At 45.9% G+C, this 13537-nt stretch carries 9 protein-coding genes; 2 read left to right on the forward strand and 7 right to left on the reverse strand.

From position 1 onward, the window contains the following. Positions 1-332: 332 nt before the first annotated feature. Complete coding sequence (locus FEM55_RS05740; protein WP_138280319.1) at positions 333-2864, forward strand: GEVED domain-containing protein; 2532 nt, start codon at positions 333-335, stop codon at positions 2862-2864. Between the two features lie 9 nt (positions 2865-2873). Here FEM55_RS05740 and FEM55_RS05745 read toward each other — a convergent pair whose 3' ends face one another. The 3 genes from FEM55_RS05745 to FEM55_RS05755 form a co-directional block, all read right to left on the reverse strand. Continuing rightward, entirely contained in the window at positions 2874-3992 is a 1119-nt protein-coding gene (locus FEM55_RS05745) for an AI-2E family transporter (protein WP_138280320.1), read from the reverse strand. 206 nt (positions 3993-4198) lie between these two features. Further along, positions 4199-7969, reverse strand: coding sequence for a glycosyltransferase family 2 protein (locus FEM55_RS05750; RefSeq protein ID WP_138280321.1), 3771 nt, complete (start codon positions 7967-7969; stop codon positions 4199-4201). Continuing rightward, the gene (locus FEM55_RS05755) at positions 7966-9270 is read right to left on the reverse strand and encodes a glycoside hydrolase family 2 TIM barrel-domain containing protein (RefSeq protein WP_171036478.1); all 1305 of its coding nucleotides are present in this window, start codon (positions 9268-9270) and stop codon (positions 7966-7968) included. Before FEM55_RS05755 ends, FEM55_RS05750 begins: the two co-directional genes overlap by 4 nt. 445 nt (positions 9271-9715) lie before the next feature. Between FEM55_RS05755 and FEM55_RS05760 the strand changes: the two genes are divergently transcribed. Next, complete coding sequence (locus FEM55_RS05760; RefSeq protein ID WP_138280322.1) at positions 9716-10060, forward strand: hypothetical protein; 345 nt, start codon at positions 9716-9718, stop codon at positions 10058-10060. Between the two features lie 208 nt (positions 10061-10268). On the opposite strand, the gene FEM55_RS05765 is transcribed toward FEM55_RS05760, so the two are convergent. The 4 genes from FEM55_RS05765 to mnmH form a co-directional block, all read right to left on the reverse strand. After that, positions 10269-10787, reverse strand: coding sequence for a TlpA family protein disulfide reductase (locus FEM55_RS05765; RefSeq protein WP_138280323.1), 519 nt, complete (start codon positions 10785-10787; stop codon positions 10269-10271). 8 nt (positions 10788-10795) lie between these two features. Continuing rightward, positions 10796-11236 carry a rhodanese-like domain-containing protein gene (locus tag FEM55_RS05770; protein ID WP_138280324.1) on the reverse strand — a complete coding sequence of 147 codons (441 nt, stop codon included), beginning with the start codon at positions 11234-11236 and terminating at the stop codon, positions 10796-10798. 78 nt (positions 11237-11314) lie between these two features. Continuing rightward, a complete protein-coding gene (gene selD / locus FEM55_RS05775; RefSeq protein ID WP_138280325.1) occupies positions 11315-12355 on the reverse strand; it encodes a selenide, water dikinase SelD in 1041 nt (346 codons plus the stop codon). 15 nt (positions 12356-12370) lie between these two features. Further along, a complete protein-coding gene (mnmH, locus tag FEM55_RS05780; protein WP_138280326.1) occupies positions 12371-13408 on the reverse strand; it encodes a tRNA 2-selenouridine(34) synthase MnmH in 1038 nt (345 codons plus the stop codon). Between the last annotated feature and the right edge of the window lie 129 nt (positions 13409-13537).

The following is a 13537-nucleotide window of genomic DNA, read 5'->3' on the forward strand; positions in this document are numbered from 1 at the left end:
CGAATTAATTTCATTTTGACACAAACACTGCGATTTCTTCCAACCCCACTTGCCAAAAACATTACTGTTGTAATTACAACTACATATAAATCTACCTGCAACTAATCCTGTTATTAAATTTATTCTACCAAAATGCAAGGCTTTATAATAAAATAATCTACGTACAAATTATTATTGAAATAGTGCATGAATGGTAAAAAAGCCGCTTATTTTTAACCTAAATTGCATTCCCGGAAAACGGGAATCTGTCGGCTCACCACACGTTATATGACATTTTTTTAAGCAATCTTTTGCACCGTTCTTATAATTGCATTTACAAAAACCCTGCTTCTATGAAACTATTTTACCATGCCTTTGTGGGTGTACTGTGTATTTTTTTCCAATCTGCTGTACTGGCTCAGCAGATGCCTTTTGAAACCGTTGCCGATCTTAAGAAATCGGGTATATCGCCCGACCGGATTCAGATACTCAGCGCCCCCAAGCTGAACAATGCAGTTGAAAAAGGAATAAAGCCGGGAGCGGCTGTGACAAACCTGGAACTGGACCGGCTTAAACTGGAACAGTTGAAATCGGATGAGAGCCCCTTGTATGAGTTTGTTCTGCCCACTGTGAACGGCTCCAAGCTGACGCTGGATATTTTTCCAACAACGGTACTTGCTCCGGATTTCAGTATTTCCGTTTCGTCCGCACAGGGAAATACTGCGCTCAAATTGCCATACGTACGCTCTTTCCGCGGTATCGTTTCCGGAGATGCCAATTCTGTGGTTTCCCTTACGATTGTGAATGATGAAATTTCGGGCCTGATTTCGGATCAGACAGGCACACGGATTTTGGGAAAATACAAAAAACCAGGAAGTACGACAGAAAGATACAGCCTGTTTTACGATCATGACCTTGTCAAACCTTCTGCTTTTTCCTGTGGAACCGACGGCCTGAAAATTCCTGAAGGCAAAATCATGCAGCAGCAAAACCAGCTTCAGGAAAATGCTTCCTGCAAATGGGTCGGTATATATATTGAAACGGACAAAGCCGTTCTGGACTCGCTGGGCAACGTTGCGTCTGTTGAACATTACATTATGAATCTTGTCAATGCAGTTGCCACAACTTTCAGCATGGAAGGAATTGCGGTACGCCTGTCAGGATTAAGCATGTGGACAACAACCGATCCTTATGCCGGAAAAAGTGATGATGAATCACTGAATATTTTCAGAGAAACATGGAACAGGAAATCCGATAATTTTCCCGGACATTTTGCACATTTGCTCAAAATGGGAAATAAAAGCGGCCTTGCTTACATTCCCGGCGATGTATGCGGCCGCAGTTACAACTATGGCCTCAGCACCATTGATGCTAAATACTCATTTGTCAGTTATCCGGATATTTACGGCGATGTGGATGTAATCTGTCATGAGCTTGGTCACAACTTCGGAAGCTTTCATACGCAAAGCTGTACATGGCCCGGCGGTCCGATTGATAATTGTGCAGCAGTGGAAGAAGGGACCTGTGACCGCGGGCCCGCTCCGGTAAACGGCGGCTCTATCATGAGTTATTGTCCTTACCGCAAGCTTGCAAACGGCTTTGGGCCGTTACCGGGAAATCTGATCCGAAACCGCATCCATTCGGCGGAATGCCTGCCGGTTTCGGATAGCAAGCCTTCGGGCCTGCGGATTGATCAAGTATTTGCAACGGGTGCCCGGATCCAGTGGAACTATACCGGCAGCAATACGGCGCACAAACTACAGTACCGGGTTGCAAATACAAAAAAATGGACGGAAGTAAGAACACCGACCAATTCCGTCTCCATTTTCGGACTGAAATCCAATACCCGGTATGAATGCAGGGTTGGCGCCGAATGCTCAGAATTTACGGGTACGAAAGCATTTACAACCAACAGCAACCCGCCGGAATATTGCCTTGCCAGTGGCAATTGCGAAGGATACGGAATTGGTTTGAGTTCCATAAAACTGAATGATGAATACCTGAGCAATTCTTCTGGATGCTCGGCAAACGGTTATCACTTTTTTTCAGATATCCATACGCCGAAGGTAAGCAAAGGCACCACCAATACATTGACGATGGATCTGCTCGGCTATTACAATGTTCAAGCTGTAAAAGCCTGGATCGATTACAACAACAACGGCATTTTTTCAGAAGATGAAGTGATCTTCAAAACAGATTCGACTGCGTCGTCTGCACAGAAATGTACTTTTGAAATTGCGGGCAATATTGCTGAACAGATTACAAGAATGCGTGTTCAGTCACGATACTTTCTGGAAGCAACCGACTGCGGAAACATTGGTTACGGCGAAACCGAAGATTATCAGATTGAAATCATTTCCAGTCCGCTTCCGGTTTCCCTTGTTTATTTCAAAGCAGGTTTGACATCGGAAAATAAGGTGGAAATAAACTGGCGCACGGCTCAGGAACTGAACGCTGCCTTTTTCCGCATTGAGCGCAGCACCGACATGCGTACATTTGAATTCCTTGCACAGGTGGAAGCAGCCGGCCATTCCGACACCCTGCAGACCTACTCCTATGTGGATGAATTTCCGGTAAAAAATCTCAGCTATTATCGTCTGCGCCAAACCGATACGGACGGAAAGGAAGTTTTGTACCGCGCGCTTGCCGTTCGTGTTCCCGGAACAGATGCCCCTTTTCCCAATCCTATGACGGGCAACACACTGCATATCCGCGCAGCCGAATCTGCGAAGATCCGGCTGCTGAATATTTCAGGGAAAGAAATTCCTTTTTTAAAAGTTTCCGTTCCAAATGGCATTCTGCAGGTAATTCCCAAACAGCGGCTTGTACCCGGATTGTATGTGATAACCAGTGACCAAAACGTTTACAAATTCGCTGTGGAGTAAAGTCCGAAGTTATTTCTGAAGGCCGGGTTTGGTAGTTACAGGCACTTTCTTGCGGAAAATAGGAAAGGTCATGGGACTTCGGGCCGGCCTTTCATCACCCAGCAATACGCCCCATTGCCTGAACATGTCCGTACGGTCAAAAATAACTTTAAGCACGGCAATGATCGGCATGGACAAAAACATGCCGGAAACGCCGGCAATATTTCCGCCGATGATTACGCCGAGTATGGAAAAGAAGGCATTGATTTTGACCTTTGACCCTACAATACGCGGCATCAGAATGTTGTTGTCCAGAAACTGTACAGCAGCAATAACGCCCAGTACCGTGACAACCGGCCACAGTTCGGTCGAAGAAGTAAGCGTGAGCAACGCACCGATCACATTGCCAAGCAGCGCGCCGATATAAGGAATGAGATTCAGGAAAGCAAAAATTACGCCGATGAGAAAAGCATGCTTGATGCCGATCAGCATCAGGATGCCTCCAACCAGAATGGTCATGTAAGTAACCTGGATCATTAATCCGACCAGATAGTTTTTGATGATCGATTCGGTTTCATAAATGGCTTCCTTGACACGCGGATGATGATCAATGGCAAACCACATGAAAATAAACCGGAGCAGAATATCTTTATAAAACAGGATCAGGTATATGTAAATTGGCAAAAGTCCGACAAAAACAAAAAGCCCGCTCAGTGTCACCGCAGCGCCGCTGGCCGTTTTTCCGGCAATCCCCAAAAGATCATTGGCATTTTTATTGATAAAATCAACCTGTTCCTTCGTGGAATAACTGCTGATGGTGGAAATCCAGTTGCTCAGCGATTTCAGATGTATGTTCACGTTGCTCCGGATTTTCGGAAAATCGGCAACAAGCAAACTGACCTGAGAAGAAAAAAACCAGATGATACTTCCGAGAATGACAATCAGCAATAAAATGGGGACTACGATCGCCAGCGCTTCGGGCACTTTATGCTTTTTGTTGAACCGGTAAACCGGCAGCAGGACGATGCTGATAAAAAATGCCAGAATGATAGGCATTATGATATCTTTTCCTATTGATAAAATAGTGATTATAAGTACTATCCCCAAAAGTTCGATAGACCGTTTTACGGTTAAGGGTAAACTGTTCATAAAAGTTGGTTCATTAATTTAGCGTTCTGTTCGTTTGCAAATAGGTTGACGGAAGCTTTTGGACAGCCAAAAAACGGGCTGTTCCCATTTATCTATACTGTACCAGAATCCGTAAACAAATCCGGACAATTTTCGAGCCAGTAATGGTTATACGACCGGCATTCAGGAAATAATTTTATTCTGTAGTACAATCATGCAGCAAATGCTTATCGCGCTTCAACCACAAGCGGCGTATTCAGCGTCGATTTGCTGATTCCGTAAACGGTGGAATTTACAATGCTGTAAAGGTAGAGCTGATATGATGCAGGATCAGCCGGAACGATCAGGTTTAAACGCGGACCTTCTCCGACGGCAGTAATTTCGACAGGCATTCCGAACAGATTGTTTTTCACCAGTTTCCATTCGAAATGCACAGCGCCTGAGTTGCTTGCCGGAAATTCCCAGCGTCCATTTTTAAAAATCAATGCATGGTAAGCAAGGTAATTGCCCGGAATTGTCATCAGCGCAGGTTTCAGTATTTTGATTTTCCGTAATTGCCTGGGTGGAGGCGTACCTTTCCAGGTATGGCTGAGCTGAAGATAAGTCCATTTTTTACGACCGTCATGATCTTTCAATCCTGAAAAACTGACACTGTTCGCCATTCTTGCATCCTGCCAGCCGGAAACAAAAGCACCTGTTCCGGTCGCTTGCATGGCAGTCATAGCCGGCACTTCCGCATAGCTGATGAAGTACGGAATGTTGAGGTCCTTAATGCGGGCAAGCGTATGAACGTCCGTTTCTGTGATCTGCAAACCAAATGAATTGATCTCAGGAATCAAATGGCTGATCCTGTAAATCAGTCCGGGTGTTTTATGCGAAAAGTATACGTCTGCGGTGATCATTCTTTCCGGATCCGTTTTCCTGATCTGCCGCACTACATCTCGGAGCCACAGTAAATACGCTTGCTGCTGATACAGCAGTTCCGGCTTGTAAAACCGGGTTTCCAGTTGTCTGAACACCGGACTTCCAAAATTCCAGGAATGGATTTCCGGACGATCTTTCAAATCCTCCACCGCATTCAGAATCTGTTTCTTCAACGTATGGAGCTGATCCGTATCCCTGACAAAATCAATTTCGGGATCTATCCAGAAACTGTAATGCACCTGAAGTTTCAGGTTTGCTGCCGCTTTCAGCATGTTGTGATCGTAAAAATCCGAGCCGTAATACTTGATGGCATTGGCGCCCAGTTCCTTTATTTCCTGTAGATCCCTTTCCAGCTCAATTCTGGTCAGCGCGTGATAGTTTTCTGTCCAGTCAATTCCTTTATTATAATTGATTCCTTTAATGCCGGCGAGGTAAAAGGCCGGGTTATTTACGGTTTCTCTTTTTCCGGGATTCTCTACTGATTCGTCCAGCAATTTTGGCATTTTCCTGTTCTGATTTTTTCGCCAATTTGAAAAGCGCTTTGTCGGCGTACTTTCCTCCGTGTTCAGTTGCAATGCAGCAAGGAAATCGGGTGCATATTCTTTTGGCAAAAGCGTGTCAAAAACAATGGCTTTGATTTCGGGAAACCGGCGCCTTGCATCGGCAAAGGGATAATGGACGTTATTTTGCGGGGCATTTGCAAAGTCCGGTGTCCTGGAAACTGTGAGTATAACGGGTAATCCTGATCTGAAAATCAGATTTTGGTGAAACGGCGCATAAAATTTTTCAAGGCCGGCTGAATTTCTTTTGCCGGCATTCGGGTTGGATACAGCAATCCAGTCTACAACCTCCCAGCCCGGAAAATAATTACCTACATCCGCCGCTTTCCACGCTGTCCACACCCAGATCACATTGCAGATATTTTTACTGGAAAAATAACGGTGAATGTATTTCCATGCCGCCCTGAATTCATTCGGCGTGTTCCTGTTGTTTTCAGACCATTGCTTTTCAGGATTGCCGGCTTCTCGCGCAAAACAGATGTAAACAGGCCGATGCAATTTCCTTACTTCCTCCGAAAATTTTTCAAGATAACTGTCATACTCACCGTTAATGATGCGGCTAAAAAACTTTTCATGACTTTCCGCTTCCTTTTGTCCGGACAAATCCTTCCGGATTTCCCAGCTGATCATGGGAACCGAACCATTTTCGTAAATGGACTCAATGGTTTGCAAAGGCAAACTGCGTTCCTTTTTCGGTTCCCAGGGCAGTTCAAGCAAGATCATGTCAAACCGGTTCTGATTTTTCTGCTGAAAATCCAGAACCGGTTTCATGGAAGATGTGCCCTGATCCGCATCGGTCAAAAAAGCTCCAGTATAAAAGAGGTCTTTTTTAACTTCGCTGATTTCATTGTAAGGCTCGGCATGCTTTATTTTCCCAAAATAGACAAATACGGAAAACAGGACCATGGCTGAAAGCAGCGCCGTGCTCCTGATGCCGGTATAAATTTTCCTTCGTATGATCCAGAAGCTGCCTTTTACATCATTCAGCCAGTTTATAACGCGGTTCAGCCCTGTCCTTCCGGACAGCATCGTCCTCAGCTGCTGCTGTCTGCTGGCTGTAATGGTGAATGCCATAAATACGCTGTTCATAACTGCATATGCGGCCATAATCAGGTTGTACGGGTTTCTGTCGGTATAAAGCCCGTATGCAGCCGCAATGACGGAAAGAACCAGAATAACGATGTTCGGAACGTTCAGCGGCCAGTTGTTATCCTCTTTTCCATCTTTGGGCGTGGGCACATAAGGCACATCTTTCCGAAGAAGCGTATAGATGAATCCCAGAATAAAAACCCACCATGTCCCGATCTGCAGAAATCCGCCAACGACGTGAAAACCCCTTTCCTGGTCCTCCATCACCCACCATTGCACAAAATGACGGATCAAGAGCGTAGCAGTAACCAGCGGCAGTACAGTTACTGCAAAATCCTGAATGCCCATATGCATGGGTGAAACTCCGGTAAGCAGCGCGACAACGGGAATCAGAAAGTTGATCAGGAACAGGATACCGGACAGATAATGCAGCGGAATCGTAGCATAATGAAGCTTCTGGCGCCATGTAAAATTCCTGAACAGTGCCGGATAAGCTGTCACAAACAGGTCAAATACACCACGTGACCATTTAAGCTGCTGTTTGTAATAAGCCGAAAGTGTCGATGGAACGAGCCCGCGTGCGAGCACCGCCGGCACATACACCGATTTCCACCCTCTGGCATGCAGCTGCATGGAAGTGTGCATGTCTTCTGCCAGACCAGCCGCATGCCCGCCGATGGATTCCAGTGCCTTGCGTCGGAAAGTACAGTTTGCCCCTATGGCAAGCACCGTTCCGTACTTGTTCATAGTCATCATCATCGGGCCGTAAAACTGGTAAGTCTGCTGCGCGGCGCCTTTGGCAATCAATCCCTCGTCATTGTTTTTATATGCCTGAACAATCTGTACGAAACCGATTTCCGGATTATTGAAATGCGTAACAATCGGGTCGAGAAAATGGGGAAAGGGAACATGGTCAGGGTCCAGAACGACGCAAAGCTCACCTGAAGAAAGGTTCAGTGCATTGTTGATGTTGCCGGCTTTTGCATCAATCTTTTTTGTCCGGGTCACATGATATATGCCGTTTTCCCGGCAAAAATCCCTCAGAAAAGGATCGTCGGCTTCATCGCACAAGTAGGTTTTATGCGGATAGGTGATCGCCTGAATGGCGGTCAGCGTTTCGATGATCATTTCATAAGGCTCGCCTGCACAGAAGGTTGTAAAAATATCAACGGTGAATACTTTTTTTCCCGGCGGCGTCTCCGGCACTGTGATATAAAGGTAATGGTACCATTCATGCAGCAACTGGAGGCACGTAAAAAAGAACGTGAACATCAGCATCCAGTACAGCGGCCCATATCCGCGCACGGTTTCGGAAAGTACGCTTTGCAGAAAAATGAGCATGGAAGCAAATCCCAGAAAAATCATGAGCCTGAGCGTCACAAGCTGCTTTCCTGTCGGCGGCTTTACATTCGGCGTGTGTGTCATCGGGTGCTTACTACATAAAAGGGCGTATTACACGTCGCCAGGTTACCTTTATAATCGTAAAGCGTAGCAAAAATCCGGTAAGGACCTTCCTGCGCCGGCGTGGTAAATTCGGCTTTCAGGCCCTGTTCTGCTCGCATGAGCTGGCTCAGCGGCATCAGTAATCGGGTACTGTTCTCATTGTTCCTTTTAAACCAGTCTTCCCTGTAAATCTGCCAGTTGATCGTTTTTATACTGTCCGCACTGCTCAGTAACGCTACTTCCGCATAGGACTTCCGGCCGGGTACCAGAATTATGTCCTGGAATGCATCTCTGTTTTCGACCAGCATATGCTTTATTTCAGGGTACGATTCGTTCAATACTTTTCCAGTCCACAAATAGTTCATTGTTTTTACAGCAGCCGTTTTTCTGCCCCGCATGTCGAATATACTGAACCATGTATGCGTGGTCTCCTGCTTATGTCCCCAGAAAAAGACAAATCCTCCCAGAAACCGCCGGCTTTCCAGCGGCATATGGAGCTGATAGCGTTCCTTATAGACCGCTGCTTTTTCATTACTCGTTTTTTCAATATACGCGCCCCATGCCGTCTGCTTTGTTCCCTGCCACGGACCGTCTGTTCCCCATTCCAGGACCATGTACGGCCCGTGCCAGAGCCAGAGGTAATAGCGCAGGTTGTTTCTGAGCAGGTCCAGCGTACTGAAAATATTGAACGAAATCAGATCAATATCACAGCGTATCAGCAAATTTGCAATGTACTTGGGATTGAAATTCAGAATAGTGGTCGTAACCGGATGATGCGGATCGTCCCGGTGAATCATGTCCGTAAGTTCGTTAAATGCCTTGTAGAAGGGATAATAAGACCAGCCGTAGGGAAAATCCAGTTCGTTTCCTACGCACCACATCAGCACGGCCGGATGCTTTCTGAACTTGTTTACAATCTTTCTAAAAGCCTCATACTGTGCTGCAACCCGTTCAGGATGATTGTACAAGGCAGCAACGTTACTGTTCTGGACAGGCAAACCCACAATGACCGAAATCTGGTTGGCGCGGGCACTATCCAGCACGGTACCCAGATGGGTTGTATCCCAAATTCTCACCGCATTTCCACCCGACTGTTTCAGTAATTTCAGATTAGAAGATCCGCTCGCACCTTTTATAAAAAACGGTTGGTTGTTTTTATATAAAATATACTTTCCATTCTGTTTTCTGATATGGACATGTCGTTCCGGCTGATTGTATCTGGTTTCGGAACAGCCGGAAAGCATGATGATAACGAATAAATTACTGATTAACGCTTTGAACATCCCGATCCGGGTTGATACATAATTTATTTCTTCAAAATAATTCTAAACATATATAAAACTAATTTACAAAACAATAGAATAACATAGCCACTGATTATAGCTTAACAGTTTATTGCACATTTGACATCGGTTTGTTCAAGCCTTTTTCAGATTGTGGCCATGCACCTTTTAAAACCAGTAAAAACGCCTTAGATCCGGCTAAAAAGCAATGAATGAGCATCTGACTAAATTTCGGCCGCATCCGATTTTAATAGGATTTAAAAGAATATTCACCGCAACAGCACCGTTTACGATCTGACTTGAATAAAGGACGAAAGAAGGTTTTCAATTATTTAACGGTAATAAGTAAGCCGTTTTTCTTGGCTGTTAAGCGTAGTTTTAGTAACTATGGCAAAGAATTCTTTCGTCCTGCATGGGATGAATGTCTTATAATCACCATTACTCAATGAAAAAATTTACCTCTGTTATCTTACTTCTTCTGATTTCAACTGCTTCATTTGCCGGACGGTACGTGATTACAGAAGCTTACGGAAAGAAATTGCTTACGCCTGCTTATTTTTATGTAGGAAACCGGAATGTATGGACACTGGACTACCGAAACGGCACCATGCAGAACTACAAGATTCTGTTGCGCCGTCCCGACGAACCCGAATGTAATATTGAAGCAATGGACGATAAAGGAATCAAATTCCAGATGTGCATTACCAAGGAATTTGGTCAGGAATCGGTTATTACCTTGAAATACAAGGATGCAACCTATGAACTGATCGGACGATACTACGCAGAATAATTTCGGGCATCTATATTCAGAAGGTCAGAAATTTAAGATCGCCTCATAAAAAAAAAGGATTGTCATATTGAGCAAAACAGCTGTCAAAGCCAGTAATCCCGGCCTTCCACATCACTCAATATGACAATCCAAAATCACCATAAAAACAACAATCAATGACAATCAATTGCTGCCCATGACAACCAGTAACAACCATTGACCACCCTTCTTACTTTTCCTCCAGCCCGGCCCTGACAAAATCTTCCAGCTCTTTTCCGTGCAGATTTAGTGCAATAATGTAGCCATCGCTATCGACAACCACATTATAAGGAATTCCTTCCAGGTTGTATGTTTTTGCAACGGGTGAAGACCAGAACTTAAGATCGCTCACTTGCGGCCATTTTATCTCGAATTTCCGGATTGCTTTTTCCCAGGCCGGTTTTTTACTGTCGAGCGATACACCATAAATTTCCAGTTTCCTGCCCTTTTTCACGGATAGATTGTAGGTGTCGTACAGTCTTTTCAGTTCCGGCTGTTCCTCCACGCACGGTGCACACCACGTAGCCCAGAAATCGATCAGCACCAGATTTCCGCGCAGGGACGATAGCGTAACGATTTTTCCCTGCGGTGTAGGCAGCGAAATTTCAGGCGCCATCACGCCTACTTTTATTTCATTTTCCTGTGCCTTAGCATGGTAACCGCACGTCAGTACAAACAGCAGCAGTATAACGGAAGCGTACCTTTTCATAAACGGACTTACTGGTTTACCGGATAACCTTTGTCGATCCAGTCTACTTTAATATTTTTGGGTACGTTCAGAAGTTTGGCATTCACAAATCCCAGCTCTTTCAGCTCGTTGAAAGCCGGCCTGATGTTCGGGCATTTGTCAAACGGGCAGCAGCCGCAGTAAATCACAACTTCCCTTTTTTTATCCACTTTGGAAAGCGTCTTGTCCAGCTTGCTGATATTTTCTTTTTCTTTTCCAGGGCCTACATCCACGGAACCTTTAATGACCGGTTGCGGGCCAATATTGATTATCAATGGCTTGTCTTTGCCTGAATTGTTGATTTTATCAGCCAGCTCCTGTGTCGGCATCAGTTGTGCATCTGTCCAGGGTTCCTGTTTTTCCTGCGCCTGCGTGGTTATGGACAATAACAGCAGGAAAATAAACCCGAATTGCTGAATCCTGTTTTTCATTCTATTGTTGATTAAGATGTGAGTTAAAAAGGGAAGCAGACAGGAAAAAACCTGCTGCTGTCTGCTCCTTGAATAATTTTATACAACGGATATTACCGGTCCGTCGTCCTTCGGTTTCAGCCAGCCGAATGAAATGGCAGGCAGCCCGAGTTCTTCCAGCTTTGCTTCAAATTCCGCCGTATGTTCTTCGGTCACTGCAACCAGCAAACCGCCGCTGGTCTGCGGATCGGCCAGTACGTATTTCTGGTTATCGCTTACCGGCCCGATTTTATGCCCGTAACTGTTCCAGTTGCGCTGCGTTCCACCGGGAAAACAGCTTTTTTCAAGGTAATAAGGCAAAGAATCAATCACCGGAACCTTGTCAAATTCAATAACGGCTGACAAACCGCTGCCATCGCACATTTCGGAAAGGTGGCCGAGCAAGCCGAATCCGGTCACATCGGTCATGGCCTTCACAAATTCAAGCTGCCCGAATACTTCGCCGGGCTTGTTCAGTGTAACCATGCTTTTCAACGCAATAGCTGCATCTTTTTCCTGCAGTAAGCCTCTTTTCTGCGCAGTGGACAAGATGCCGACACCGAGTGCTTTGGTGAGATAAAGCCTGCATCCCGCTGCTGCCGTTGAATTCTGTTTGAGCTGCGGAATATTCACCATCCCGTTGACAGCCAGCCCGAATACCGGTTCCGGACAGTCTATGCTGTGGCCGCCTGCCAGCGTGATGCCTGCTTCCGCGCAAACAGCCCTTGATCCTTCCAGCACTTTCCGGGCTACTTCCGGCGCAATCTTGTCAATAGGCCAGCCGAGAATCGCTATGGCCAGCACAGGTTTGCCGCCCATGGCATACACATCGCTGATCGCATTGGCGGACGCAATGCGTCCGAAATCGAAGGCATCGTCCACAATGGGCATAAAAAAATCGGTCGTGGAAATAAGTGCCGTTCCGTTGCCAAGGTCCAGCACCGCAGCATCATCCCGTTTGTCATTTCCGACCAGCAGTCTTGCATCGGGCTGTATGGCTACGGAACTGTGCAGTATTTTGTCAAGAACCGCCGGGCTGATCTTGCAGCCGCAGCCCGCACCGTGTGAATATTGCGTAAGTTTAATGTCGTCTGTATTCATAATGAAGCGCTATACCTAACTGGTTACAGCAATGGAACTGGTAAAATTTAAAATCTGCAATGCGTTTTCCGGCACATTGCCGCCGGTCAGCGTTAAGGGAAAAACGTGTTCCGCATTCCGGTTATTCAGGCACGTTTGATACGTTTTGTCGTAATAAACCAGAACGAGCCGGATAAAATCATCCATTCTGTCCTCATAAATAGCTTCTATGGCCTGTTTGGTCTGTAACGGGCCGAGCCTTTTACGGATCCGTTCGGTGCATGCTGCCAGAAAATGCTTATCCAGCACGCCGTATTCTTTTACAAGATCATGGACCCGCTGTTCAGTACTTACTTTCACGTCAATGAGCATGGCCGTTTTCATCTGCTGCCAGAATCCGTTGGGAATTAGCAATTTGCCGATGTTCAGGCTTTCATCTTCCACCCATATTCTTCGGTTTGCATCCAGTTCTTTCAGCTCATCGGCCAGATTGTTTTCAAACTGTTCCTGCGTGGGCTGAACCAGCCTGTTCATAGTGCCGTACGACGAACCCTGATGCTGTGCAAGCTGTTCCAGATCCATAATCTGCTCACCCGCCGATCGGAGTTCATGCAGCATTCGCGTTTTTCCGGAACCCGTTCTGCCACCCAGAATCCAGAGCTGATATGCCGCTTCAAACTGCCGGTGAACCCATCTGCGGTAATTTTTATAACCGCCTTCGATCAGGTATACTTCAAAACCGTAAAGGTTCAGTGCCCAGGCCATGGCTCCACTGCGCATACCGCCGCGCCAGCAATGAACGCCTATTTTCTTGTCGGGAGCTATTTCCAGCGCCTGCCGTATGAAACCTGACCATTTGGAACCTGTCAGATCAAAACCCAGCATAATGGCCTCTTCCCTCCCAACCTGCTTGTAAGTTGTCCCCACCAGCACCCTCTCGTCGTTACTGAACAAAGGCAGATTGAACGCGCCTGGAATATGCCCATGTGCGAACTCGGCAGGCGTACGAACGTCGGCAAGCGGGATGCTGCCTTTAAATGGAAGAAAATCTTCTATGGTTGTATTTTTAATCATCAGCTAAGGAAAAGCATTTCAAATATGCAAAGCAGTTTACTTTATAAAAACAAAGAAATTGCGCTGCATACTATTCCAGGAATATTTATTATCCTCTTTTTCCAGTAAAAACCTGTAAATCACTTGTAA

The sequence above is a fragment of the Dyadobacter sediminis genome, assembly GCF_005860765.1.
Classification (GTDB): Bacteria; Bacteroidota; Bacteroidia; order Cytophagales; family Spirosomataceae; genus Dyadobacter; species Dyadobacter sediminis.

Bases quoted from the DNA above. Each gene is read 5' to 3' on its own strand.
- FEM55_RS05740 (WP_138280319.1), top strand. From the start codon at position 333: ATGAAACTATTTTACCATGCCTTTGTGGGTGTACTGTGTATTTTTTTC.
- FEM55_RS05745 (WP_138280320.1), bottom strand. From the start codon at position 3,992: ATGAACAGTTTACCCTTAACCGTAAAACGGTCTATCGAACTTTTGGGG.
- FEM55_RS05750 (WP_138280321.1), bottom strand. From the start codon at position 7,969: ATGACACACACGCCGAATGTAAAGCCGCCGACAGGAAAGCAGCTTGTG.
- FEM55_RS05755 (WP_171036478.1), bottom strand. From the start codon at position 9,270: ATGTTCAAAGCGTTAATCAGTAATTTATTCGTTATCATCATGCTTTCC.
- FEM55_RS05760 (WP_138280322.1), top strand. From the start codon at position 9,716: ATGAAAAAATTTACCTCTGTTATCTTACTTCTTCTGATTTCAACTGCT.
- FEM55_RS05765 (WP_138280323.1), bottom strand. From the start codon at position 10,787: ATGAAAAGGTACGCTTCCGTTATACTGCTGCTGTTTGTACTGACGTGC.
- FEM55_RS05770 (WP_138280324.1), bottom strand. From the start codon at position 11,236: ATGAAAAACAGGATTCAGCAATTCGGGTTTATTTTCCTGCTGTTATTG.
- selD (WP_138280325.1), bottom strand. From the start codon at position 12,355: ATGAATACAGACGACATTAAACTTACGCAATATTCACACGGTGCGGGC.
- mnmH (WP_138280326.1), bottom strand. From the start codon at position 13,408: ATGATTAAAAATACAACCATAGAAGATTTTCTTCCATTTAAAGGCAGC.